The organism is Flavobacterium sp., assembly GCF_044377315.1.
GTDB lineage: Bacteria > Bacteroidota > Bacteroidia > Flavobacteriales > Flavobacteriaceae > Flavobacterium.
The window spans coordinates 1-25,659 of sequence record NZ_JBILJG010000030.1 but is presented as its reverse complement, the minus strand read 5'-3'; the positions used below and the strand labels follow the sequence as shown (position 1 = coordinate 25,659).

The 25,659-nt window shown below is 31.7% G+C and carries 18 protein-coding genes and 1 pseudogene; 9 read left to right on the top strand and 10 right to left on the bottom strand.

The annotated features are described in order from the left end of the window. Positions 1 to 56: 56 nt before the first annotated feature. Positions 57 to 737: a ComF family protein gene (locus ACIQ66_RS09725; protein ID WP_396212610.1), complete on the bottom strand. Its 681-nt coding sequence runs from the start codon at positions 735 to 737 to the stop codon at positions 57 to 59. A 97-nt stretch (positions 738 to 834) separates the two neighbouring features. Here ACIQ66_RS09725 and ACIQ66_RS09720 point away from each other — a divergent pair, with 97 nt between their 5' ends. From ACIQ66_RS09720 to ACIQ66_RS09710, 3 genes are all read left to right on the top strand, one after another. After that, positions 835 to 2,376, top strand: coding sequence for a glycine--tRNA ligase (locus ACIQ66_RS09720; protein ID WP_396212609.1), 1,542 nt, complete (start codon positions 835 to 837; stop codon positions 2,374 to 2,376). A 148-nt stretch (positions 2,377 to 2,524) separates the two neighbouring features. Beyond that, positions 2,525 to 3,448, top strand: a complete 924-nt coding sequence (locus tag ACIQ66_RS09715) for a PfkB family carbohydrate kinase (RefSeq protein WP_396212608.1) — start codon at positions 2,525 to 2,527, stop codon at positions 3,446 to 3,448. 224 nt (positions 3,449 to 3,672) lie between these two features. Continuing rightward, complete coding sequence (locus ACIQ66_RS09710) at positions 3,673 to 5,571, top strand: amidophosphoribosyltransferase (protein ID WP_396212607.1); 1,899 nt, start codon at positions 3,673 to 3,675, stop codon at positions 5,569 to 5,571. A gap of 164 nt (positions 5,572 to 5,735) precedes the next feature. Here the strand turns inward: ACIQ66_RS09710 and ACIQ66_RS09705 are convergent, their stop codons facing one another. Further along, positions 5,736 to 6,671 carry a hypothetical protein gene (locus ACIQ66_RS09705; protein WP_396212606.1) on the bottom strand — a complete coding sequence of 312 codons (936 nt, stop codon included), beginning with the start codon at positions 6,669 to 6,671 and terminating at the stop codon, positions 5,736 to 5,738. Between the two features lie 6 nt (positions 6,672 to 6,677). After that, on the bottom strand, positions 6,678 to 7,235 hold the full coding sequence (locus ACIQ66_RS09700; protein ID WP_396212605.1) for a hypothetical protein: 558 nt from the start codon (positions 7,233 to 7,235) through the stop codon (positions 6,678 to 6,680). A 299-nt stretch (positions 7,236 to 7,534) separates the two neighbouring features. Between ACIQ66_RS09700 and ACIQ66_RS09695 the strand changes: the two genes are divergently transcribed. The 4 genes from ACIQ66_RS09695 (at position 7,535) to ACIQ66_RS09680 (ending at position 12,048) form a co-directional block, all read left to right on the top strand. Further along, complete coding sequence (locus tag ACIQ66_RS09695) at positions 7,535 to 8,503, top strand: LytR/AlgR family response regulator transcription factor (RefSeq protein WP_396212604.1); 969 nt, start codon at positions 7,535 to 7,537, stop codon at positions 8,501 to 8,503. Between the two features lie 559 nt (positions 8,504 to 9,062). Further along, positions 9,063 to 9,215 (top strand): hypothetical protein, encoded by a 153-nt coding sequence (locus ACIQ66_RS09690; protein WP_396212603.1) that lies wholly within the window; start codon positions 9,063 to 9,065, stop codon positions 9,213 to 9,215. 227 nt (positions 9,216 to 9,442) lie between these two features. Then, complete coding sequence (locus tag ACIQ66_RS09685) at positions 9,443 to 11,377, top strand: tetratricopeptide repeat protein (protein ID WP_396212602.1); 1,935 nt, start codon at positions 9,443 to 9,445, stop codon at positions 11,375 to 11,377. A gap of 2 nt (positions 11,378 to 11,379) precedes the next feature. Further along, a complete protein-coding gene (locus ACIQ66_RS09680; RefSeq protein ID WP_396212601.1) occupies positions 11,380 to 12,048 on the top strand; it encodes a response regulator in 669 nt (222 codons plus the stop codon). A gap of 104 nt (positions 12,049 to 12,152) precedes the next feature. Here ACIQ66_RS09680 and thiL read toward each other — a convergent pair whose 3' ends face one another. After that, the gene (thiL, locus tag ACIQ66_RS09675) at positions 12,153 to 13,199 is read right to left on the bottom strand and encodes a thiamine-phosphate kinase (RefSeq protein ID WP_396212600.1); all 1,047 of its coding nucleotides are present in this window, start codon (positions 13,197 to 13,199) and stop codon (positions 12,153 to 12,155) included. Positions 13,200 to 13,317: 118 nt separating this feature from the next. Between thiL and ACIQ66_RS09670 the strand changes: the two genes are divergently transcribed. Beyond that, a complete protein-coding gene (locus ACIQ66_RS09670) occupies positions 13,318 to 14,100 on the top strand; it encodes an alpha/beta fold hydrolase (RefSeq protein WP_396212599.1) in 783 nt (260 codons plus the stop codon). Between the two features lie 49 nt (positions 14,101 to 14,149). Here the strand turns inward: ACIQ66_RS09670 and ACIQ66_RS09665 are convergent, their stop codons facing one another. The 5 genes from ACIQ66_RS09665 to ACIQ66_RS09645 all read right to left on the bottom strand — a co-directional run bounded on the left by ACIQ66_RS09665 (position 14,150) and on the right by ACIQ66_RS09645 (position 23,944). Continuing rightward, positions 14,150 to 16,912, bottom strand: coding sequence for a PD-(D/E)XK nuclease family protein (locus tag ACIQ66_RS09665; RefSeq protein ID WP_396212598.1), 2,763 nt, complete (start codon positions 16,910 to 16,912; stop codon positions 14,150 to 14,152). 62 nt (positions 16,913 to 16,974) lie between these two features. Next, complete coding sequence (locus tag ACIQ66_RS09660) at positions 16,975 to 18,405, bottom strand: OmpA family protein (protein ID WP_396212597.1); 1,431 nt, start codon at positions 18,403 to 18,405, stop codon at positions 16,975 to 16,977. 110 nt (positions 18,406 to 18,515) lie between these two features. Continuing rightward, positions 18,516 to 19,706 (bottom strand): glycine C-acetyltransferase, encoded by a 1,191-nt coding sequence (gene kbl / locus ACIQ66_RS09655; RefSeq protein WP_396212596.1) that lies wholly within the window; start codon positions 19,704 to 19,706, stop codon positions 18,516 to 18,518. Between the two features lie 39 nt (positions 19,707 to 19,745). Next, entirely contained in the window at positions 19,746 to 22,934 is a 3,189-nt protein-coding gene (locus ACIQ66_RS09650; RefSeq protein ID WP_396212595.1) for a UvrD-helicase domain-containing protein, read from the bottom strand. Positions 22,935 to 23,416: 482 nt separating this feature from the next. Further along, positions 23,417 to 23,944 (bottom strand): GNAT family N-acetyltransferase, encoded by a 528-nt coding sequence (locus ACIQ66_RS09645; protein WP_396212594.1) that lies wholly within the window; start codon positions 23,942 to 23,944, stop codon positions 23,417 to 23,419. 123 nt (positions 23,945 to 24,067) lie between these two features. Here ACIQ66_RS09645 and ACIQ66_RS09640 point away from each other — a divergent pair, with 123 nt between their 5' ends. Next, the gene (locus ACIQ66_RS09640; protein WP_396212593.1) at positions 24,068 to 24,673 is read left to right on the top strand and encodes a superoxide dismutase; all 606 of its coding nucleotides are present in this window, start codon (positions 24,068 to 24,070) and stop codon (positions 24,671 to 24,673) included. Positions 24,674 to 24,747: 74 nt separating this feature from the next. Here ACIQ66_RS09640 and ACIQ66_RS09635 read toward each other — a convergent pair. Beyond that, positions 24,748 to 25,605: pseudogene (locus tag ACIQ66_RS09635) on the bottom strand (IS3 family transposase); the annotation flags it as partial. Between the last annotated feature and the right edge of the window lie 54 nt (positions 25,606 to 25,659).

The following is a 25,659-nucleotide window of genomic DNA, read 5'->3' as shown; positions in this document are numbered from 1 at the left end:
AAATCAATAAAACTACAACGTTTGCGTTTTAGATATTTAATAACATTTAAGGTTTTTCAATGTGACATTGCCATACAAACAATGCTAACTTTTGCACCAGGAATTTTTAGAAGTTCTCTAGCACAAGCTTCTAGTGTTGCGCCTGTTGTTAAAACATCGTCAACTAAAAGAAAATGTTTGTTATGGTTTTTTTCAGTAAATGTAACTCCAAAAGTTGCTGACGAAACCGAAGTTCTTCCCAAAAGGTTTTTATAAACTTGTGTGGTTGAATAGATATTTCGGCTTAATATTTCATCATTACAATCTATTCCAAAATTTTCTGAAATTGTCTTAGCAAAAGTAGTCACTTGGTTGTAACCGCGATTTTTGAGTCGTTTTTTATGTAACGGAACAGGTATTACCTCATCAACTGTTTGTATGATTTTATTGTTTTTCAAATCTTCTACAAACCAACTTCCGAGTGCGGTTCCTATTTCTTGATGACCTCTATATTTTAGGTTGTGAATGAGTTCTTGAACAATTCCTTTTTTGTTGAAATAAAGGAAAGTAGCGACAAATTCGACTGGAATTTTCCCGTAAAATTTCATTTTTGCCTCGTTTTCTTCGTTCAAATGATGATTGGTTAATGGGATATCGTGACGACAAACCGTACAAATTGTAATTTCATTATGTAACAAAAATGAATTACAACCCATACAAACCTTGGGAAAAAAGAGATTTACAAGACTCTCAAACATGAAAAAATAGTTTTGAAAGTATAAATGTATAAAATTGATTGATTCAATTTACAATAAAGTTATTTTTTAAGTTCACTTTTTATATTTTTGCACCATTATGGCAAAACAAGAAGATTTATTTAAGAATGTAGTTTCGCACGCAAAAGAGTACGGATATATTTTTCCGTCAAGCGAAATTTACGACGGATTAAGTGCGGTTTATGATTACGCACAAAACGGTGTTGAACTTAAGAAAAACATCCGTGAATATTGGTGGAAAGCAATGGTGCAAATGCACGAAAACATTGTGGGAATTGACGCAGCTATCTTAATGCATCCAACTACTTGGAAAGCATCAGGACACGTTGACGCGTTTAATGATCCATTGATAGACAACAAAGATTCTAAAAAAAGATATAGAGCCGATGTTTTAATTGAGGATTATGCCGAAAAATTAAACCTGAAAGCCAAAAAAGAAATCGAAAAAGCCCGTGAGCGTTTTGGTGCTTCTTTTGACGAAGAACAATACAAAACAACCAATCCGCGTGTGATGGAATACCTTTCTAAAGAAAGAGAAATCTTAGAACGAATGGGTAAATCACTAGGGAATGGCGATTTAGAAGATGTAAAAACATTAATCGAAGAGTTAGAAATTGCTTGTCCAGAAAGTGGTTCACGCAATTGGACAGATGTAAAGCAATTCAACCTAATGTTTGGAACAAAATTGGGTGCTTCTGCAGAAAGCGCAATGGATTTATACTTGCGTCCAGAAACGGCACAAGGAATTTTTGTGAATTTCTTGAATGTTCAAAAATCGGGAAGAATGAAAATTCCTTTTGGTATTGCACAAACAGGTAAAGCTTTTAGAAATGAGATTGTGGCAAGACAATTTATTTTCCGTATGCGTGAATTTGAACAAATGGAAATGCAATTTTTTGTAAAACCAGGCGAAGAAATGAAATGGTATGAGTATTGGAAAACTACTCGTTTAAACTGGCATTTGTCATTAGGTTTAGGAAAAGAAAATTACCGTTTTCACGATCACGAAAAATTAGCACACTATGCCAATGCAGCTGCTGATATCGAATTCAATTTTCCATTTGGTTTCAAAGAATTAGAAGGCATTCACTCAAGAACTGATTTCGACTTGAAAGCACACGAAGAATTTTCGGGTAAAAAACTGCAGTATTTTGATACCGAAACCAATGCCAACTACACGCCTTATGTAGTAGAAACTTCTGTTGGTTTGGATAGAATGTTTTTAGCTGTTTTCTCTAATTCATTAAAAGAAGAAACGCTTGAAGATGGTTCAACAAGAACAGTTTTACAATTACCATCGGTTTTAGCGCCAACAAAAGCGGCCATTTTACCATTGGTTAAAAAAGATGGTTTGCCAGAAGTGGCTCGTACAATAATAGAAGATTTAAAATGGAATTTCAATGTAGCTTATGATGAAAAAGACGCTGTCGGAAGACGTTACCGCCGTCAAGATGCATTAGGAACACCGTTTTGTATAACCGTTGATCATCAAACACTAGAAGATCAAACCGTTACCATACGTCACAGAGATTCCATGAAACAAGATAGAGTTGCCATTTCGGAACTGAAAGACATTATAGAAAATGAAGTTTCGTTTAAGAATTGGTTGATGAAGATGTAAAAAAGAAGAGGCTCGAAAAAAGCCTCTTTTTTATTTAAAAATAGGATCAAAACTTCTAAACTTTTAAACTCATAAACTTTTAAACCCATAAACTTTTAAACTTCTAAACTATAACTTATCTTTGCGCCTTTAATTTGAAATACTTACAATGAACAAACTATTAATAGTAGGAACAGTTGCTTTTGATGCTATCGAAACGCCATTTGGAAAAACAGACAAAATTTTGGGTGGTGCTGCTACCTTTATCGGACTTTCAGCTTCTCATTTTAATGTAAAATCTGGAATTGTTTCAGTAGTTGGAGAAGATTTTCCTCAAGAATATTTAGATTTACTAACCGAAAGAAATATTGACATCTCTGGAATCGAAATTGTAAAAGGTGGAAAAACATTTTTTTGGAGTGGAAAGTATCACAATGATATGAACTCAAGAGATACTTTGGCAACAGAATTAAACGTTCTTGCCGATTTTAATCCAGTTGTTCCGCAAGATTTTAAAAACGCCGAAGTAGTAATGTTAGGAAACTTGCATCCATTAGTTCAGTCAGGTGTTTTAAATCAAATGACGACAACGCCAAAATTAGTAGTTCTTGACACAATGAATTTTTGGATGGATTGTGCATTAACAGAATTGTTAGACGTAATAAAACGCGTTGATGTAATTACCATCAATGATGAAGAAGCGCGCCAACTTTCGGGAGAATATTCTCTGGTGAAAGCTGCTGCTAAAATTCATACGATGGGACCAAAATATGTTGTAATAAAAAAAGGAGAACACGGTGCGTTAATTTTTCATAATGAACATATTTTCTTTGCGCCAGCATTACCATTAGCAGATGTTTTTGATCCAACAGGTGCCGGCGATACTTTTGCAGGAGGTTTTTCAGGATTTATTGCTCAACAAGGCGATGTTTCTTTTAACACAATGAAAAATGCCATTATTCACGGTTCAAATCTAGCTTCATTTTGTGTAGAAAAATTTGGAACTGAAAGAATGGAATCGCTCAAAAAAGAAGAAGTGCAAGAAAGATTAAAACAATTCAAAGCATTAACACATTTTGATATAGAATTATAATAACTTTATGCCTCGAATTTTCGGGGCATTTTTTATTTGAAAAATAAAATTAAACACATAGAAACATAAGTTTTGTATTCTATAATAAAAATAGCATAGAAAGTTTCTTTTTCAAATAGCTATGTATTTTATTATGTAAAGCGAAGCTTATTAAAAAGAGATAAATAAAAGTCTATGTTTCTATGTGTTAAAAAAACGAAACAACACAACTAAACTACAACACAATGAGTGACGCAATCAAACACGAATGTGGAATTGCACTTTTACGATTAAAGAAGCCGTTAGAATTTTACAAAGAAAAATACGGTTCAGCTTTCTACGGAATTCAAAAAATGTATCTCTTGATGGAGAAACAACACAATCGCGGTCAAGATGGTGCTGGCTTTGCTTCAATCAAACTTGATGTAGAGCCAGGTGAAAGATACATAAGTCGAATTAGGTCTAACGATGCACAACCAATTCAAGACATTTTTGCACAAATAAATAGCAGAATAAACGAAGAATTATCCTTGCATCCTGAATACCAAGAAGATGTTAAACTTCAAAAAGAGAATATACCCTATTTAGGGGAATTATTTTTAGGACATGTTCGATACGGAACATTTGGTAAAAATAGCATTGAAAGCGTTCATCCTTTTTTGCGTCAAAACAATTGGATGCATCGTAACTTAATTATTGCTGGAAACTTCAACATGACCAATGTAAAAGAACTTTTTGAAAGTTTGGTAGAATTAGGTCAGCACCCAAAAGAATTAGCAGATACGGTAACGGTTATGGAAAAAATTGGTCATTTTCTTGATGATGAAGTGACCGATTTGTACCAAGAATGTAAAAATAATGGTTTATCCAAGCGAGAAGCTTCTCCAGTTATAGCTGCTAAATTAGACATTGCCAAAATATTAAAAAGAGCTTCCCGTGGCTGGGATGGTGGTTATGCAATGGCTGGATTATTAGGTCATGGAGACGCATTTGTGTTTCGTGATCCTGCTGGAATTCGTCCTGCTTATTTTTATGAAGATGATGAAATTGTAGTCGTTGCATCAGAAAGACCCGTTATTCAAACAGTTTTTAATGTTCCATTTGAAAAAGTACAAGAACTTCCGGCAGGTAATGCCTTGATTATCAAAAAAAATGGAATTGCCACTTTAGAGGAAATCATTACGCCAACTATAAAAAAAGCTTGTTCGTTTGAACGAATTTATTTTTCACGAGGAAGCGATGCCGAAATTTATCAAGAAAGAAAGAAATTAGGTAAATTAATTCTTCCAGCTGTTTTAAAAGCTATTGATAATGATACTGACAATTCTGTTTTCTCTTTTATTCCAAATACGGCTGAAACTTCTTTTTATGGAATGGTAGAAGCGGCCAATGATTTTTTGAATCAAAGAAAAAACCAATTCATTCTTACTAATCGCAAAACATTAACCAAAGAAAAATTGGAAGAAATTCTTTCGGTTAAAATTAGAACTGAAAAAATTGCGATTAAAGACGTTAAACTTAGAACTTTTATTACTGAAGATAGTAGTCGAGATGATTTAGTAGCGCATGTATATGATGTAACCTATGGCGTTATCAAACCAACAGATAATTTGGTAATTATTGACGATAGTATTGTACGAGGCACCACACTAAAGAAAAGTATTTTAAAAATGATGGACAGACTAAATCCTAAAAGAATAGTCGTTGTCTCTTCTGCGCCACAAATTCGTTTTCCTGATTGTTATGGAATTGATATGGCACGTTTGGAAGGATTAATTGCTTTTCAGGCAGCTCTTAAATTATTAAAAGAACGAAATCTATATCATATTGTTGAAACCGTTTATGAAAAATGTAAAGCGCAAGAAAATTTGAAAGATAGTGAAGTCATAAATTATGTAACCGAAATTTATGCGCCTTTCACCGATCAAGAGATTTCAGATAAAATTGCTGAATTATTAAATCCTAATGATATAAAAGCAGAAGTAAAAATAATTTTTCAGACAGTTGCGAATTTACACCAAGCTTGTCCGAAAAACTTAGGCGATTGGTATTTTACTGGCGATTATCCAACTCCGGGAGGAAACAGAGTTGTGAACAGAGCTTTTATGAATTTTTACGAAGGAATTAGTGCAAGAGCTTATTAATGTGTAATTCAACGACTTTTATGGCTTTTAGTCTTATTTGTTTGTTGTAAAAAATCAATAAGTATACATTTGCCTTACCATAGTATTAGTAGGTTAACTTTATGGTAGATTTGGGGCCAAAAAAGGTGAAAGTAATTTCACCTTTTTTATTTTTATAAAGGGGGCTATATTTTTTTTACCAATCCTATTTTAAGCTTTTCGTCAAAACTACTAAGCTTTTGATTTTCAAATTCAATTGTAAAAATAATTGCTTCGCGTTCAGGATTTTTAGGATAGGTTTTAATTAGCAATTCCATAAAAAAAGTTCTAGTATAAATCGCTTCTTTAAAAAAAGATTGAATAGTCGAGTTGAATTCTTTTAATTTTGGATTTTCTCTATTAATTGGAACTCCGTAGGTATTTAGATAACTCCTTTTAGGCTTTGTCTTTCTCAAAACCTCAAGCGTTTTATTATCTATTCTTAAAAAAATGGTGCTATAAATAAAATCTGCTATTTTTACAGGATTGTTTTTTAATTCTACCCAACTCATTTCTAAATAAGTAAAAACATCTTCATAGAAAGCATCCGAAAAAGTTTTTATCCATTCAAATGCTGTATCTGATTTATGTTTGAGAAAAAAATCTTTGAGTTTTTCTTTAGCATTTTCTTTATAAAATGAAAACCCTGTTGCCTCATCTATTAGGTTTTTGATAAATCTGTTTTCTAAAAAAGTAATAATTTTATCGGCAACTTTACCTGTTTTTAATTGATTTAGGGATAAATACCCTGATTTTTTGGCTTTTGCAATTGTGGTTATAATTTCAATAAAAAAAAGGGCATTGTAACCTAAATAACTTTTCTGTTTTCCTTCTTCATTTGTATGTATAAAAGCAATTGGATAAGTTAACGCTTCAACAAATTCATCTGAAAGAACAACATAACTTTTTATTGAAACAAAAAAATCAAGCAGCCATTGTTCTGATTTTCCTTCTTTGCCTAGTGCTTTTTCGAGTTTGTTTTTTTCAACAACACGAATATAATCATCTAAAACATATACATCTAACTCGATTGTTCTAAGTTTTAGTTTTTTTGTTGGCATACCAAATCTAACAACTCTCATAATTTGTTATTGTTTCTTTAAAAGCAAAAGCCACTCCGACATTTTTAGTTTTTCTTTTTCTACCGAAGTTAGATTAATAGTTTCTGTTTCTTCAGTATTTATAATTAAAGGTTTAGCTGTTTTTGGCGCTACCATTTTTTCTTTTTTACTAGTTACTTTTTTAGTTTTCTTTTTCGATTTTACAATTCCATTATCTGCTTCGAGATATGCTTTAATACGTTGCATCATGTACCAAGCTGTTTTTTGAGTAATTCCGATTTCTTTTGCTAAAAAAACCGAAGTCATCTTTGTTTTTCTATTAGAAAGCATCCAAATAGCAATAAACCATTTCTGAAGCGGTATTCTTGAATTATGAAAAATAGTATTGGTTTTTACATTAAAATATTTACCAGTGTTTCTACAACGGTATTTGTGGTTTTTGCAGAAATAGACTTTTGAATTTTCATCAAATGGACTTATTATATCTTCTTTCCAACGAAGTTGTTCTAAGTGTTTTATACAACTTTGTTCGTTTGGATAAGCAGCGGTTATATCATTTCGCGATAAAAAGTCTATTGATAACATTTATACTAAATTTAGTTTGCCAAAAATAGTACAATTTGTGTATTATAATATGTAATCTTCTTTTTTTTACAAACCATTTTTCAACACAGTAGCAGTTTATCGGTTTTTTTTGCACTTAACGTTTTTTTGTTAACAATAGCGCCAAACCTATTAACAAGAGTTAAAATAGTAACCAAAAAAACCAGTAAATTTGTAATCTAATAGAAAGTCAAGGCCCCAACCTTACACAAAATTTTAATACAAAATAGGTTTTTTTGTATTCTACTAATGCTCTACTGTGTTTATAGTAATAGCATTTCATGAAATTAACTTATATCATTATTGATGATGACCCGCAAAGTATTTTGAAAACGCAAGCAGTTGCTTCACGTTTTCAAAATCTTCATTGTGTTGGTTCTGCTTCTAACTATAATGATGGTATTAATTTAGTTTTAGAACACGTTCCAAAAATTGTTTTCCTCGAAATTGATCCATCTGATAAGGAAAGCGACTTATCATTACATTTGATAAATGAGTTACATCGTTACCTAAAATCGATTCCTAAAATAATTATAACAACTAAGTATAAAGAACTTGCTCACGAAGCTCTTAAATTCGAAGTGTTTGATTATTTTACAAAACCACTTGGTATAAACGAGTTTAGAAAAACACTTCTAAAACTAGAAAAAAATTGCCAGTTTGAAGAAAAAGAAGCAAAACAAAAATTTGGACTCATAGAAGAGGCTATTTCTGATGATACTTTTGCAGCAAGTAATTTTATTGTTGAAACAAAATCAGATTTGGTTTCTGAAAACTTTTTTGAATTTGAAAAAATAATAGAAAATAATTCTGGCAATAACCAAGATGAAACAACTCTACAAGTTGAAACTATTGAAGAAAATCTAGAAATTGCAACCGACAAAACGCCAAAAAAAGGCAAACCACTTATAATTTGCGTAAAATCGTATGGTGATTACCGCTTTATAGAAGCCAAAGACATTTGTTATTTACAAGCCGATAACAACTCAACCGATATTCACTTGTATAATGGCGAAATGATTACGGCTTTTAAAACTTTAAAACATTTTGAAAATGTGTTAAAATCTCCTTTTGTGCGCATTCACAACAGTTATATTGTAAACATTGAATATGTTTCGCGCATTCATACAGGAAATGCAGTTTGTTATATCAAACACACCACTACAAAACTTCCTTTCTCTAAGTCATACAAAGACAATGTTGATTCTATTATTAGTAGTATCACTAATGGAAATTATTTAGAGATTTAATCTTGTTTTTCTTTAGAATTCTTAATTAACCGCATCGTTTGTCAATCCGTTAGTTGGCTCATTATTGTGTGAGATTCCTACGGAATGACAAAAAGGAACGGAATGACAAACGGACCGGTAAAGCCATTTTTAAGCGTTTAGTTGTCACTCCGTAGGAGTCTCATTATTGCGTGGGATTTCTACGGAATGACAAATGGAGTGGTAAAGCCATTTTTAAGCGTCTAGTTTGTCACTCCGTAGGAGTCTCTTTGTTATGTGAGATTACTACGGAATGACATTCCTAGGAATTACAATATTGAGCAAAATATTTTCATTAATACTATGTTTTAAAGCAACTTAAAATCAAATTTATACTTTGTTTACACTACAAAAGCTTCAAAAACTAGTAATGCAATAAAATTCTCGTTTTATATAATCATTCACTATCAAACAAAGGTATTCTACCAAGCGTGAGGCTTACATGAGGCAGGAAATACAAGACTTAAGTAGTTTTGCCATGCTTAAAAAAAGCACTATTAATCATCTTATAAATAATAAAAAAAAAACTAAAACTAAAACTATGAAAAAAGCAATTTTAACATTCGGTGCATTCTTTACAATGGTTGTATTAACTTCTTTTAACGAACCTAAAACAGAGAAAGTAACTATTTCTAAAACTACTACTGAGATTGGTGGAGGTGGACAAGTTGTAGATAAACCAAATAAAAAATAATTTTAGTAAATTTTATTTTTATTAGCTTTAAAACATAAATTATATAAAAATACAGTAGAGTTTCTAATTAAGTTAGAAATTTTACTGTATTTTCGCTTATATAATTAATTTAATTTGTGAAAAAATTATATTTTGCCATATTCTACATGCTATTTCTATCAAATTGTGATAGAAAACACAATAACTTCGAGCCATCTGAAATAAAATCTGATAGTTTAAACAATTATATGGCTAAAGCCAATGATGATTTATTAGATAGCCTAATTAGATTTAATTTCTGTATTAAAAGCTATAAAATTTTACGTAAAAAAGAAAGTAGTATTGAAAAGAACGCTAAATTGTTGAAAATTTCAAACTCTTTACATCATATAAATAATGTTAATAATTTTAAAGAGGTAAATAGATTTTTAATTAATGAATGTATTAAAACTAAAGACTCCTCAAACCTAGCTAAATCATATAATACATTAGCATATAATTTTATATATAGCGAAGAAAATGACAGTGCCTTTTATTATTTAAATAAATCTGAAAAAATATTATTACATACTAAAGACAGTCTTACTCTTGGGAAAAATTATTTAGGAAAAGCATATATCCATTATACTGTAAGCGATTATAATAATTGTATACAATCATCAAGTTTAACATTAAATTACTTAAAAAACTTAAATGAGGATAAGAGCAAATATAATGCATTTAATTATATTGGAGTTTGTTCGAATGAATTAAAAGACTTTGAAACTTCATTAATATACCACAACAAGGCACTTGATATTGTAGAAAAGGGAGATATTGACAATTCAGGACTTTTAACCATCAAAACACAAAACAATATTGGATGTGTTTATCAAAACATGAAAAAATATGATGAGGCGATTACATATTTTAAAAAAGCACTTAAAAGCAAACAATTACAAAATGAGAATAATGATTTTTATGCAATTTTAATAGATAATTATGCCTATTCAAAGCTAAAATTAGATGATTTTAATGAATTACCAGGATTGTTTTATGTTTCACTTAAAATTAGAGAAAAAAACCAATTAAACCAAGGTATTATTTTAAGTAAAATACATCTTTCTGAATATTATAACGAGGTTAAAGACACTTTCCAGTCAAAAAAATTCGCCTATGAAGCTCTAAAACTTGCTAGATCAACAAAGGTTTCTGGTGATATACTTGCTTCATTAAAACATATATCAACAGTTGATAAAAAAAATTTAACGCAATTTTATAAAGAATATATTAAACTTAGTGACAGTGTGCAAAACGAAGAAAGAAAAGTAAAAGACCGCTTTGCAAGAATAGCCTATGAAACCGATGAAATTATCCAAAAAAATACGGAGTTAGAGGTTATAAATAGAAGTTTAGTTTTTTTCTTAATTGGTATTGGCGGAATTTTTTCTCTTTTATACGTAGTAATAACTCAAAAAATGAAAAACCGCGAATTGGCTTTTAAACAAGAACAGCAAGCAACCAATCAAGAAATATATAATATGATGATTTTGCATCAAGAAAAAGTTGATGCAACCAGCAATTATGAAAAAAACAGAATGGCCCAAGAACTTCATGATGGCGTATTAAGTAAGATGTTTGGTACAAGAATGAATCTTGACAGCCTTAATGAGGCAAATGATGAGGAAACTATTGCTGTGAGACACAAATATATACAGGAATTAAAATCGATTGAGCAAGAAATTCGTGAAATTTCTCATGATTTAAGTAGCGTAAAAGGGAAAATAATTAATAACTTTGTGCTTATCGTAATCGAATTGTTAGAAGAACAAAAAAAATCTTTTACATCAGATTTAGTTTATTCAATTGAGAAAACAATGAGTTGGGAAAAACTAGATAACACTGCAAAGATTAATTTTTACAGAATTCTGCAAGAATCATTGCAAAATAGTAATAAATATGCCAATGCAAAAACGATTACGGTCTCATTTTTTCAAACAGAAGAAAATATTACTATGAAAGTTGAAGATGATGGAATTGGCTTTGATGTAGCAAAAAAGAAAAAAGGAATAGGTCTCAAAAATATGATTTCAAGAACAGAAGAATCAAATGGAATTTATGAACTTATTTCAAAACAAGGAAAAGGAACTATAACAACAGTTTCCATTCCCTATAATAAAGAATCTCCAACGCAAACTTTATAAGAATGTCCAATAGTATAAACCTACTCATAGTTGATGATCACCCTTTCATCATTCAAGGTTATAAACATGCAATAAATTCCTTTACTTCAAAAGAAAACTACCAATTTGTAATATCACAAGCAGATAGTTGTAAAACTGGTTACGAAATACTACTAAATGCAGAAAAACCGTTTGATGTTGTTTTGCTAGACCTAAACATGCCAGCCTATCCTGAAAAAAACATTCTTAGTGGCGAAGATTTGGCTTTTTTAGCAAGAGAAAAAAATCCAGAATGCCGACTGATGATGCTTACTATGAGCAACGATATGGAAAAAGTCCTGTCGCTTATTGATACTATAAATCCGAATGGTTTGGTCATAAAGATTGACCTAGATCATAAAGAAATGATGAGGGGTTTTGAAAAAGTTATGCGCAGTTTGTATTATTACAGTAATTCTGTAATTAATTTGCTAAAAACGAAACCTTGGGAAAATTATGATTTTGACAATTACGATAAAGAATTATTGACACAAATGGAAAATGGAATAAAACCACGCTATTTATCTAAATATGTGCCGCTTACGGTAGAAAATGTTGAAAAAAGACTGCTTAATATGTATCTTTTTTTCAAAATAGACACTTTTAAATACACCGATTTAGTAGAAAAAGTTAAGAAAAAAGGGTTGATTTAATTTTTTAAAATCGCAAAATTCAAATTCCAAATTCCAACTAAAAAATTTAAATCAAGTATAATTTTTACTAAATGAGATTCCTCCAGAATGACAAAAACGGAACACTATTCTTCCAGAGCATCCCAACCTCTAGCTTTCAAAGGAATTTTAGTATTGGCTCTTGTAATCAAATGAATACCTTCGGTTTCTTCTGTCAAATGTCCAATTACGGTAAAGTTTGGATTTCCTTTTATCTTGTCAAAATCTTCTAAAGCGATTGTAAACAACAATTCGTAATCTTCGCCCCCATTTATGGCAACCGTTGTACTGTCTATAGAAAATTCTTCACAAACATTGATAAACTGAGGATCAACCGGAATTTTTTCTTCATAAAGATTACAACCCACTTTTGATTGTTTACAAATATGAATAATCTCCGATGACAACCCATCAGAAATATCAATCATAGCCGTTGGTTTTATTTGTAAAGCAAAAAGTAACGTTCTTATATCGGTTCGAGCTTCTGGCTTTAATTGTCTTTCAATTAAATACGAATAAGCATCTAAATCGGGTTGGTTATTCGGATTTACCTGAAAAACTTGTTTCTCACGTTCTAAAACCTGTAAACCCATATAAGCAGAGCCCAAATCGCCAGAAACCACCAATAAATCGGTTAATTTGGCTCCATTTCTATAAACAATTTCTTCTTCGTTTGCTTCTCCAATAGCTGTAATTGAAATAATTAACCCTTTTTGAGAAGAAGTGGTATCGCCCCCAATTACGTCAACATTATAGAATTTTGCTGCCAGTGCAATTCCGTCAAACAGTTCTTCCATTGCTTCAAGCGGAAAACGATTAGAAACGGCCACAGAAACCGTTATTTGTGTTGGCTTGGCATTCATTGCGCAAATATCAGAAAGATTGACTACAACGGCTTTATAGCCCAAATGACGCAATGGCATGTAGGACAAATCAAAATGAACACCTTCAATCAATAAATCGGTTGAAATAACAGCTTTTTTATCACCAAAATTTAAAACAGCGGCGTCATCACCAATAGATTTTACTGTTGTAGGTTGTTTGACTTCAAAATTTTTAGTCAAATGTTCAATTAATCCAAATTCGCCTAATTGAGAAATCGATGTTCGTTGCGGATTTTTATCTTCTATCATGGTAGTGCTCAATTTTGATGCAAAGGTAATTAGAATTTTTTTGGGATGTACATCTTAATTTGTCATTCCGTAGGAATCTCATTTTACTTATTCGATTAATATTTATCTTTGCTCTACTATGAATACAATTCACTACAAAAATATAAACGTTTCTTATTCTGATACTGGAAAAGGAACAACAGTTGTTTTACTTCACGGTTTTCTCGAAAATAAGTTGATGTGGAACGAACTTGTACCTGAATTATCACTCAAAAATCGTGTGGTGTCTATTGATTTATTGGGTCACGGACAAACCGATTGCTTAAGTTATATTCACACTATGGAAGATCAAGCCGACATGGTACAAGCGGTTTTACATGAATTAAAAATTAGAAAAGCGGTTTTTGTTGGGCATTCAATGGGCGGTTATGTGGCTTTGGCTTTCGCCGAATTGTATCCAGAAAAGATAAAAGGATTGGTATTGATGAATTCTACTTCGTATGCAGATTCAAAAGAAAGAAAAGTTAATAGAGACAGGGCAATAAAAGCTGTAAAACAAGATTATACAACTTTTGTGCGACTATCAATAGCAAATTTATTTAGCGAAGAAAACCGTGAAAAAATTACTTTGCAAATAGAAAAAGTAAAGCTAGAGGCTCTAAAAACGACACTTCAGGGAATTATTGCCGCACTTGAAGGCATGAAAATAAGAAAAGACAGAGAAGTTTTGTTGCACCTAACTGATTATCCTAAATTAATAATTCTGGGCAAAAAAGACGGCGTTTTAAATTATGAAGAAAACCGTAATCAAATAGAAAATACTTCGGTTGAATTAGTAACTTTTCCCGATGGACACATGAGCCATATTGAAAATAAAGAAGAACTTAAATTGGTTTTGAAGGATTTTTTGAAGAAAATTTAGGGTTTAACCACGAAGATCACAAAGAAGGCACTAAGTTCACGAAGTTTTGCTATATTTTCTCTTCAAAAGGTTTATTTTCATCTAAAATCTCAATTAGTAGTAAAGTGATTTCATCTAAATAATTGGTCAATATTGATTCGTCGATTGTGGTGTTTTCGTTTTTGTCTTCTTTAAAAATAAACGGCAAAAATCCTGATTTTAAGTTTTTGAATGATAAAATTCCCGCTTCAATAGGTTTTTCATTTGCGTGTTTTTCATACATAAATGCATATGCTAAAACTTGAATGATTTTGTCATTTTTGATTTCTTCGGTTAAACCATTCCAAGATTTTAGGGTAACGTTTGCTTTTTCTACTTTTCCCGTTTTATAATCAATAATTCTTAGTATTCCGTTGCGTTCTTCTATTCGGTCCACATTTCCTTTTATTAGAACAGGAAACGGCAATTTAGGATGATTCAATTCGCGCTGAAACGTTTGTTCGAGAGCAATTATCTTTATTGCATCACCATTTTTAATGCTTTCTAATTCTAGTTTGAGAAAATTAAACACATTTCGTTTCGCCACTTCAAAAGCGAGCAAATTTCTACCTTTTTTGATTTCGCCTTCTTTGTAAACTAATTTGAATTGTTTCAAAACTTCATCATCTAACTTCTCAAAGCAATTTTGAATGTCTTTTTCGCTCAAAAACTTTCCGATGAATGGTTCGTATAAAAACTTTAAGGTTTCGTGGATAATCGTTCCTAGAGTATTTAGCGCAATGTTTTCTTCAACTTCTTCGACTTCTCGAATATGTAGAATTTTTTGAAAGTAAAAATCAATCGGATTTCGAATATAACTTGTCAATGCCGATGGTGAAAATCCTAAAGTAGCAATTTCTTTCAATCGAGTCATCACACTTTCCGACTTAGGAATAACCAATGGTTGATACGCAACTTCTGGTAAAACGGCGTTGTAAATTTCATCAGTAATAGTGTGATTTACTTGTTTTTCGACTTCTAATTGAGTAATAAAACGGCTTTTTTCACCGCCATCTAAGCCTTCACTTTCTGTATTGTAAAGTAAGTAAATGTTTTTGGCACGTTGTATCAAATGGTAAAAGTGAAACGTATAAATAGCATCTTTTTCTTTATAAGTTGGTAAACCTAATTCTCGTTTTACATCATAAGGAATAAAAGAATTCATTGATTTCCCTGCTGGAAATTTACCTTCATTCATAGAGGTTATGATGACGGTTTCAAAATCTAAAACACGACTTTCTAATACACCCATAATTTGTAATCCATTCAAAGGTTCGCCTTCAAAAGAAACTTCGGCCAAGTCGATAACTTGTTTGTAAATGGCATATAAAGTTTCGATTTTGTCGATATTTTGATGATTTGAGTAATAAGTGTTAAGCTTATTTATGGTTTTAAAAATTGAAAAAACAAAAGCTTTACTAATTTTTTCATCTTCATTATCATTACTCAAATTATTTTTAATAGTAACTAGCAAAGTTGAAATGGATTCAAGAACTGCTAGTGAACCATTTTCCCATTTGGTAAAAAGTAAGTTGAATAAACTATTCGGGTTTTCAATTAGTTCAAAAAGCTTTTTGTACGTTATAAAAGTGTAATTGTTTTGATTAATAATACTTACTAATTTGTTTGCAAAAACATAAGGTTCAACAAGTGGATGTGTCAAAATATCGAGTACATCTTTGTAATAAAATACATAATTTGCTCCGTTTCGAGACAAAGCATTGGTATGTAATTTGAATAATTTGGCAATCAAAACCTGCGCTGGATTGTTCTTGCTAGAATAACCCATCGTTATATTCAAAGCTTCAACCGAAGATGGCAAAGTGTATAAAAGTGGTACTACTAAATTTTCTTCTCCCAAAACAATTGCCACTTTATCTAATTGATTTTGTGGGTTTTGATTGATGAAGTTCTCAATAAGTTTGCCTGTAATTTTGGCTTGACCAATAGTTTTGGGCGTTCCAATAATAGTGATGTTTTTTTCTTTAGAAAAATCAGTTGCAATCCATTCAAAAGGGTTTGATTTATAGTATTTCCAATTTTCTTTATAACGGCGAATAAATAAACCCGCATCATGATAAGAATCTTTCAAGAAGGTTTCATCGATGTCCCAGTATATTTTGGCTTGACCATTTTCTAATAAATGTTGAATAATCTTCTCTTCTGAGGTATTTAGTGCATTAAAACCAGCAAAAATTATTTTTTTGTTCGGTATTGAATTTGAAAAATGAACTAAATTATTTGTTGCTTCACGATATATTAAACCTTGATAGCCTACTTTTTTTTGAAGTAGATGGCTATAAAGTGATTGGTAATAATTAGGTAGAAGTTTCCAAAAATCAATATATTTTTCGAGTAATGGAGTTTTGTTTTCAACTTCAATCCCCCATTTTTTGATGTCTTCGATATCTTTAAGATAGGATAAGACATGTATTGGATCGAGTAAATAGCGATCTATTTCGTTAAAATCTTGTAATAAAGTTTTAGCCCAATTAGCAAATAGTTCAAATTCTTGTTGATTAGGTTTTTCTGTTATTGAAAGATAAACTTCGTAAAATTCAAACAACAATTCAATAGCATCAATAGAACGAATACCGGCAATTTCTTGAATAAAATCTTCAATACTGATAATATTTGGAGATAAAATGGTGTTGTGGGCTTTTTTCTTTAAAGCTTCAATCAAGAACACTTTAGCCCTTTTGTTAGGTAAAATAATGTAAGTATTCAATAAATCATTCGAATAACCATCGATTATTACTTTTGCAATTGCATCTAAAAAAGAGATATTTATCATTTTATAAAAATAAAAAAACGCCCCGATAAATCGAGGCGTTTTCAGAAATATTTTAAAAGAAATTATTTTACTAATTTCACTTCAACTCTTCTGTTATTAGCTTTACCAGCTTTAGTTTTGTTAGAATCGATTGGTTTAGTTTCACCGTAACCAGCAGAAGTTAATCTAGAAGCAGCAATTCCGTTTTCAACTAAGTAGTTTTTAACAGCCGCAGCTCTATTGTCTGATAATGCTTGGTTAGCAGCATCTTTACCATCGCTATCTGTGTGACCTTCGATAGAGAAGTTAGAGTTTGGATACTCTTTTAAGATAGAAGTAATTGCTTGTAAAACTGGGAAAGTTTGTTGTTGGAATGAAGCTTTGTTAGTATCAAATAAGATAATTTTAGCATAGTCATTTAATTTTTTAACAACTTCTTCAGTAACTTCTGGACAACCTTTGTTAGCAAGAGTTCCTTTTACAGTAGGGCATTTATCATCTTTATCTAGAACTGAATCACCGTCAGTATCTGGCCATGGACAACCTGCGTTATCTTTAGGGCCTTTTACAGTAGGACATTTATCAGAAGCATCTGTAACACCGTCACCGTCAGAATCTGGACAACCGTTAAGAGCAGGTAAACCAGCAACTTCTGGACAAGCGTCATCTTTATCAGCAATTCCATCGCCATCAGTATCAGGACAACCGTTTAAAGCAACTAAACCGAATACATCAACACAAGCATCTTTGCTATCAACGATTCCGTCACCGTCAGTATCAGGACAACCTTGGAATTGTTTTAAACCAGCAACTTCTGGACAAGCATCATCTTTATCGTAGATTCCGTCACCGTCAGTATCTTTACCTCCAAATTTGAAAGTAAGACCTGCGAAATGTTGCATGTGAGTAGGTAAATTATCAAGTCCTTTTCTTCCTGGATCTGCCATACCTCTCATTTTAGAATCTTCCATTGAATATTTGTAAGTAGATTGTAATGAAAGACCAACCATTTCTGTAAACCAGAAAGTTAATCCTAAACCTCCATTTACAGTACCGTAGCTAGCATCACCTAACCAAGTATAACCACCACCAATATGAGCAGAAGGCTCAATAACATTACTTAAGTATTTACCAAAGCTATATTTAACAACTCCATCAGCAGCATAATAGCTTAAATCACCAGGATTTCCAACAGGATAATTTCCAGGAACAGCAGGACGCTCACCAACAAATTTGTTGATTTTGTTAACAGAACCAGTAACTCCAAAAGAGAAATTACCACCAACATGTTTTGTTACATTCAAATAAGATACAGAAGGAATAATATTCCAGTAATCTTTCACATTGAAATACTGAGAAAATTGATCTTCTATTTTTGAGGCAGCACTAACTCTAGCACCGTCTACTGCGTTTGAACCAAAGGAAATTGCCCATGGGTTGTTACTGTCTTGCGCTTGTGAACTTAGTCCAGCAAACAATAACACTACAGCAAATAATTTGTTAAGATGTTTCATACTTAATTTTGTTAGATTACAATATTTTAATATTACAAAAGTAATGCGTAATTTTTTAACTGCAAAATGAAAAGTTAAAAAAAACGCATAAACGTCTATAAAAGTATTAATTATATAACTTTTAGAGCTCTTCCAACTTCTGTAAAAGCCAAAATCGCCTTATCTAAATGCTCTTTTGTATGAGCAGCTGACAATTGAACTCTAATTCTTGCTTTTTCCTTTGGAACTACCGGAAAGAAAAAACCAATGACATAAATGCCTTTATTTAGAAGTTCATTAGCCATAGTTTGAGATAATTTTGCATCATAAAGCATTACTGGAACGATAGCAGAATCCCCGTCTATGATATCAAATCCTGCTTTTTTCATTCCTTCTTTAAAATAATTGGTATTCCATTCTAATTTATCTCTTAATGAAGTATCTTTTTCTAAAAGTTCAAACACTTTAATAGAAGCCCCAACAATAGCAGGTGCCAACGAATTAGAAAACAAATAAGGACGAGAACGCTGACGGAGAATTTCTATAACTTCTTTTTTGGCGGTTGTATAACCGCCCATTGCGCCACCAAGGGCTTTCCCTAAAGTTCCTGTAATGATGTCAACTCTTCCCATTACGGCTTTTGCCTCAAGCGTTCCTTTTCCTGTTGCTCCGATAAATCCAGCGGCGTGACATTCGTCAACCATAACCATTGCATCGTATTTATCGGCTAAATCACAAATTTTGTCTAATGGTGCCACTAATCCGTCCATTGAGAAAACGCCGTCTGTTACTATAAGTTTAAATCGAGTTCCCGCTTCAGTAGCTTTGATTAGTTGTTGTTCTAAATCTTCCATATTGGAGTTTTCATAACGATAACGTGCTGCTTTACACAAACGAACACCGTCGATAATAGACGCATGATTTAAACTATCTGAAATAATACAATCTTCTTCTCCTAATAAGGGTTCAAAAACGCCTCCGTTGGCATCAAAAGCGGCTGCATATAAAATGGTGTCTTCTGTGCCGTAGAAATCGGCAATCTTTTTTTCTAATGTTTTGTGAATATCTTGTGTACCGCAAATGAAACGAACTGATGACATTCCGAATCCGTGCGAATCTAAAGCATCTTTTGCCGCTTGTACAACTTCTGGATGTGATGATAATCCTAAATAGTTGTTGGCACAAAAATTTAAAACCGTTTCGCCATTAACTGTAATTTCGGCTCCTTGTGGCGAAGTAATGATTCTTTCTTTTTTGTACAAACCATTGCTTTCAATGGCTTGTAACTCGTTTTGCAGGTGTTGTTGAATTTTTCCGTACATATAAATGTAGTTTATTGTTTGTAGTTTTTTTGTTTGTGGTTACAAATGTAACACTTCAATTTTTTCTCCTATATATATAAGTGCTTTTTTATTGACTTTGTAACCCATTTTTTCAATAGCGGTTTGGTAATTTTCTAATTGTTGTTTGTATTTAGGTTGATGTAAGCCTGTTTTATAATCTAGTAAATAAACCTCATTTTTGTTTGAAATAACCATTCTGTCAGGTTTTACCAAATTTCCTTCTTTTTGAATAATGGTTTGCTCGTTTAAAACCAGGTTGTCTTTGTCAAAATAATTTTTTAATTCTGAATGGTTTACAATTTCACGAATGGTTTTGGCAACCATTTCTTTTTGATTATTAGTAATTAATCCATTTTCGAGAGCATTTATTAGCGCAAAATCAACATCATCCTTCGTTTTTACAAAAGATAGAATTTCGTGAATTAAATTCCCATATTCAATGGCTTCTTGCTGGTGTGTTCCCCACATTATGGCTTCTCGTTGGGCGATTTTAATATTTTTTGGATTCAAAACTTCTGAAACCGATTCGATTATTTTTGAGGTGTCAACATGTGCTTTTGCAGAAGATAATTTAGCAGCATTTCCAAAGGCATATTCTAATTTAGTTTCATCAAAAACAGCTTGATTTTTCAAATATTTTATAAAAAATGAAGCCATATTGCTTGGATATTCTCCATCTTTTTTAGGTTTTAACTGTTGCGAAATCACATATAATTGTTCTTCTGCACGAGTAAGAGCAACATACAAAACGTTAATATTATCGAGTAGTTCTTCTTGTTTTTTGGAATCATAGACTGCTTTTGCAGCTTCACCAAAACCTTCTACCGAACTAGTGTTGTCTATTAATATTTTAGGTAATTCGACCGCTTCTTCTTCATTAGAAAGCCATAATTTGTCTTTTGGTTTTCGAGTATAATCTTCTTCAGCAAAAGGAAAAATCACAACGGGAAATTCCAATCCTTTTGATTTATGAATGGTCATAATACGAACGGCATTGGTTCCTTCGGGCGACGGAATGCTAAATTTTTCGGCATTTTTATCCCAATAATTCAAGAAATCTGAAATTCCAGCTTGGTTGCGAATGTCTCTTTCTAAAACAATATCAAGGAAATATTGGATGTAAGCCCCCCCAGCCCCCAAAGGGGGAGCTGGAGCAACTTGTGTGATACTATTAGTGAGAAATTTATTTATGATAATTTCAACAGCTTCATAAAGTGATTTTTTTCTAATATTTTGAAATGATAAATTTACATGAAAACTTTCGAGCCAACTTTCAAACTCTTTTTCATTTGTAAGTGACATTCCTTTGGCAATAAAATCGTGAATAGGCATTTGGTCTTGACTATTTTGAGCCAAATAATTCAAGAACTGCGCTTTTGATTCTAAATCGGCATTGTTTTTTAGGTATTTTAACAAATGAATAATCAATCGAACTTCGGTTGCATTTTGAATCATCAAAGTTTCCGATGATAATAACGGAATGTTTTGCTCGGTCAAATAATTGGCAATAGCAATTCCCTGATCACGTTTTCGAGTTAAAATGACAATATCTTTATACTCAAAACCTTCTTTTAGGACTTTTTGAATCGTGTTTAAAGTCGCCAAAACGAACAATTCGGTTTTATCTAGTGCTTCGTCGTCGTTTTCAAATTCAATTTTATCAATTATGGGCAAAAAAGAAATGTTCACATAACCTCCTTTTTTGTCGTTGGTTTTCTGAAAACTATGATTTTCGTACAAGTCTTTATAATCTTTATTGTCAAATTCATTTGATAATAGCTTGAAAAATTGATTGTTAAAATCGATTATCTGCGAATAACTTCTATAATTTTTATCTAAATGAAACTGCTTTTTATCGGGATTATTAAACGGATTTTTGTCTTTGCTTAACTCGATAAATTGTTCTGCTTTTCCGCCACGCCAGCGGTAAATAGATTGTTTTGGGTCGCCTACAATCATCAAAGTTCCTTTTTCGCCATCAATTTCGCCCGACAAAGCGTTGTCTATCAGCGGAATTAGATTTTGCCACTGCATTTCGGAGGTATCTTGAAACTCATCAATAAAAAAATGACGGTAACGTTCACCCAATCGTTCATAAATAAAAGGTGCTGGTTGGTTTTGAATTTCACGATGAATAATGGCATTAAACTCGGCAATAGAAAGCACATTTTGTTCTTCCTGAATTTTAGCTAACTCATTGCTTACGGTATTTAGCAACGAAAGGGGCGTAATATTTTTTAGAAAGGCTTTGTAAAAATCTCTTTTTTCAAAATTTTTGTAAATGGTGGCTAAAAACTCCAATAATTGCGGAATTACACTTTCAATAATGGCTTTGTCTTTGGCAGTTTTGTTGATTTTTATAGCATCAAATTCGTGATAGGTTTTATTTTTTGGGTTAAATTTTCCGTCAATAATACTCTGAATATGTTTAGGAAAATATTCGCCAGAAAACGACTTGGTATCAATTCCGTTTTGGTCAAAAATGGAAATAGCATTTTTAGCCAAATTGACATTTTCTGCTTCTAATTGTTCGCAAATCTTGGCGAGACGTTTTTTGATTTCTAAAAATTCTGAAATTGTTTTGTTGTGAAAATGCGTTATTTCTTCTCGATTATTCTCGTTTAGCAATAATCTTCCCGTTTCTAGAATTTCACGTGAAATATCCCAACTTTTATCGTCATCGGTTTTTTCCATGGTGAAATCGATGAGTAACTTGGTCAAGGTTTCGTCTTCGCCCGCTTGCGCAATAATGGCATCGACTGCTTCGGTAAGCAAATTTTCGGTGTCGAGCGTTACTTCAAAAGTCATGGGTAAATTCAAATCGTGGGCAAAAGCTCTAATGACACGATGCGTAAATTTGTCGATGGTAGAAATATCAAAAGCGGCATAATTATGAATAATATGCTTGATAATTTGTTGCGATTTGACCTTGATTTGATTGACAGAAAGATTGGTTTCTATAGCCAGATCGTGCATAAGGTCAGATGCTTTTTTGTTGGGTTCGTCTTTTGCAAATTCAGACAAACTGCCTACGATACGGCTTTTCATTTCGTGAACGGCTTTGTTAGTAAACGTAATGGCAAGAATATTTCGATAGGAATCGTTTTTGCTTGAGGAAAGAATGATTTTGAGGTATTCTTTGACCAAAGCGTAGGTTTTTCCTGAGCCAGCCGATGCGTCGTATATTGAGAATGAAGGTCTTTGCATTTTTTAAACGCGAATTCGCGAATTTTTTATTTTTAAAATTAATATAGGGATTAAACTAATAACTAAACTTGAAATAAAAATTAAATCATAGTTTATATGATTAAAATGCAATTTTAATTTTTCATTATCACAAGCTGTACATTCAATTATTTTTAAATTACTTTCTATATAACTAAAAAGAAATGTGGAGATAAAAAAAATTGAGATCACCATTATTGTTACAAGCAATTTCTTTTTTATTCTTAATGATTTTATTAAAAAAATGAAAAATGAAATGTACAATCCAAAAGAAAGTACAAATTGATAACTTGGAAATAAATGAAAGTTTTTTCCAAAAAAAGAAATATTATTATTGGTAGACCATTTAAATATTTTCCTAACCAAAACTCGATAACTTTCTTCTAAATAAAAAGCACAAATTGTTGCTAAAACGAATGCTAACAATAGAAAAATAGTATTTAATATCTTTTGCTTCAATTTATTTATTTATTTTCTTTCATTATTTGATAAATATAATTCATTTTTGATTCTTCTCCATAATATTCTACTTCAAATTCATCAATTTTTGTGGCACCTATTTTTTCTATTGCTTTTTGCGAACGAATATTAAAAGCTCCTATGTGAAAATAAATAGTGTCAACATACTGAAACGCATAGTCCATCATAAGTTTTTTCAGTGCCTTGTTGTATCCGTTGCCCCAAAATTTTCTACCTATAAAAGTATAGCCAATTAAAACTGATTTTTCATTTTCGTTATAATCATAAAATCGGCTACTACCAATAGGTTCGTTGGTTTTGGCGTCGCGAACAAAAAAAGCACCTTTCGACTCGATAGCGCCTTCAAAAAAGTTTTGGAAGACGTCTTTTTGATAACGCAATTTATTAGGATGTTGCTCCCAAATGAGTTTGTCTGAAGCAACCGCATAAAGTTCTTCAAAATCATTTTCATTAAGCGGAACCAACTTGATTAATTCGTTTTCTAAGTGCCTTGGTTGTTGAATAAATTTCATTAAGCTAACATTAAAATAAATAGAAGTTATAATTTTATAAAATTATACAATAAAAATATAATAATTTTTGAAGTTAAATGTATAAATTTGGATTCAATTATTTACTAATTTAAAAAATATATCATGGCATTTGAATTACCACAATTACCTTACGCTTACGATGCGTTAGAGCCACATATTGATGCCCGTACGATGGAAATTCATCATACAAAACATCACAATGCTTACACTACCAACTTAAATGCAGCTATTGCTGGAACAGATTTAGAAGGAAAATCGATTGAAGAAATTCTGAAAAATCTAGATATGACCAAAGCGGCTGTTAGAAATAACGGTGGTGGATTTTACAATCATAACTTATTTTGGACTGTAATGTCACCAAATGGTGGCGGATTGCCAAAAGGTGATTTGCTAGCAGCAATAGAAAAAGATTTAGGTTCGTTTGACGAATTTAAAGCTGCATTTGCTAAAGCTGGTGCTACACAATTTGGTTCAGGTTGGGCTTGGTTATGTGTAAAAGATGGAAAGTTAGAAGTTTGCGGAACTCCTAATCAAGATAATACGTTGATGCCAGGTGTTGGTTGTGGTGGAACACCCATTTTAGGAATGGATGTTTGGGAGCACGCTTATTATTTGCATTATCAAAACCGTCGTCCTGATTATATTGAAGCTTTTTTCAGTGTTATCAATTGGGATGAAGTAGCAAGAAGATATAACGAAGCTAAGTAATTTTAGGTTTGTGTTAAAACAAAAAGCCCCGTTTCGGTTGTAGACTGCACCCAAAAGTTTAGACAAATTTATAATTAATTTTGATAATAATGAGTTCGATATTTTATCGGACTCATTTTGTTTAATTTTGATTTAATTCTGACGTTATTGTAATAGATAATATACTTATCAATTTCCTGTTTTAATTGTTGTATTGATTTAAATTTTTGAGTGTAAAACATTTCTGATTTTAATGTTCCGAAGAAGTTTTCAATAATAGCATTATCTAAACAATTTCCTTTTCTTGACATACTTTGTTTTATTCCTTTTTCTCTTAGTAAATTTTGATACTGTTTCATTTGATACTGCCAACCTTGATCAGAATGTAGAATCAGATTAGTATTGTCGGGTATTTTTTTAAATGCTTTTTTTAGCATCATTACTACTTGATTAAAAACGGGTCGTTCCGTTAGTTCATAACTTATTATTTCTTGATTAAACAAGTCAATTATTGGCGATAAATACAACTTATTTCCAGATACATTAAACTCGGTTACATCGGTTGCCCATTTCTGATTTGGGGTTGTTGCTTCAAAATTTCGCTCTAAAACATTTGCAACAATTTTTCCTTGTTCACCTTTGTATGATTTGTACTTTTTTATTCGAATAATACTTTTTAATCCTAATAATTTCATTAATCGTAAAACTGTTTTATGATTTATTATGATGCCTTGATTTTGGAGTTCATCAGTTATTCGTCTATATCCATAGCGACCTTTATGCTTGTGATAAATTGACTTTATTAACTCTTTAATCACTTTATATTTATCAGGTAATTTATTTTGTTTTTGATGGTAATAAAAACTACTTCGTGCCATATTTGTATGATTTAAAAGTATTTTTAAATCATACTTATGCCTTAATTCCATTATGACTTGCGCTTTTTGGCTTTCTCTTCTGCTTGAATTAAGGCTTGCAACTTTTTTAGAACATCCAGTTCACAGCGT

Excerpts from the sequence above, each read along its gene's own strand:
- ACIQ66_RS09725 (WP_396212610.1), bottom strand. The coding sequence starts at position 737 with ATGTTTGAGAGTCTTGTAAATCTCTTTTTTCCCAAGGTTTGTATGGGT.
- ACIQ66_RS09720 (WP_396212609.1), top strand. The coding sequence starts at position 835 with ATGGCAAAACAAGAAGATTTATTTAAGAATGTAGTTTCGCACGCAAAA.
- ACIQ66_RS09715 (WP_396212608.1), top strand. The coding sequence starts at position 2,525 with ATGAACAAACTATTAATAGTAGGAACAGTTGCTTTTGATGCTATCGAA.
- ACIQ66_RS09710 (WP_396212607.1), top strand. The coding sequence starts at position 3,673 with ATGAGTGACGCAATCAAACACGAATGTGGAATTGCACTTTTACGATTA.
- ACIQ66_RS09705 (WP_396212606.1), bottom strand. The coding sequence starts at position 6,671 with ATGAGAGTTGTTAGATTTGGTATGCCAACAAAAAAACTAAAACTTAGA.
- ACIQ66_RS09700 (WP_396212605.1), bottom strand. The coding sequence starts at position 7,235 with ATGTTATCAATAGACTTTTTATCGCGAAATGATATAACCGCTGCTTAT.
- ACIQ66_RS09695 (WP_396212604.1), top strand. The coding sequence starts at position 7,535 with ATGAAATTAACTTATATCATTATTGATGATGACCCGCAAAGTATTTTG.
- ACIQ66_RS09690 (WP_396212603.1), top strand. The coding sequence starts at position 9,063 with ATGAAAAAAGCAATTTTAACATTCGGTGCATTCTTTACAATGGTTGTA.
- ACIQ66_RS09685 (WP_396212602.1), top strand. The coding sequence starts at position 9,443 with ATGGCTAAAGCCAATGATGATTTATTAGATAGCCTAATTAGATTTAAT.
- ACIQ66_RS09680 (WP_396212601.1), top strand. The coding sequence starts at position 11,380 with ATGTCCAATAGTATAAACCTACTCATAGTTGATGATCACCCTTTCATC.
- thiL (WP_396212600.1), bottom strand. The coding sequence starts at position 13,199 with ATGATAGAAGATAAAAATCCGCAACGAACATCGATTTCTCAATTAGGC.
- ACIQ66_RS09670 (WP_396212599.1), top strand. The coding sequence starts at position 13,318 with ATGAATACAATTCACTACAAAAATATAAACGTTTCTTATTCTGATACT.
- ACIQ66_RS09665 (WP_396212598.1), bottom strand. The coding sequence starts at position 16,912 with ATGATAAATATCTCTTTTTTAGATGCAATTGCAAAAGTAATAATCGAT.
- ACIQ66_RS09660 (WP_396212597.1), bottom strand. The coding sequence starts at position 18,405 with ATGAAACATCTTAACAAATTATTTGCTGTAGTGTTATTGTTTGCTGGA.
- kbl (WP_396212596.1), bottom strand. The coding sequence starts at position 19,706 with ATGTACGGAAAAATTCAACAACACCTGCAAAACGAGTTACAAGCCATT.
- ACIQ66_RS09650 (WP_396212595.1), bottom strand. The coding sequence starts at position 22,934 with ATGCAAAGACCTTCATTCTCAATATACGACGCATCGGCTGGCTCAGGA.
- ACIQ66_RS09645 (WP_396212594.1), bottom strand. The coding sequence starts at position 23,944 with ATGAAATTTATTCAACAACCAAGGCACTTAGAAAACGAATTAATCAAG.
- ACIQ66_RS09640 (WP_396212593.1), top strand. The coding sequence starts at position 24,068 with ATGGCATTTGAATTACCACAATTACCTTACGCTTACGATGCGTTAGAG.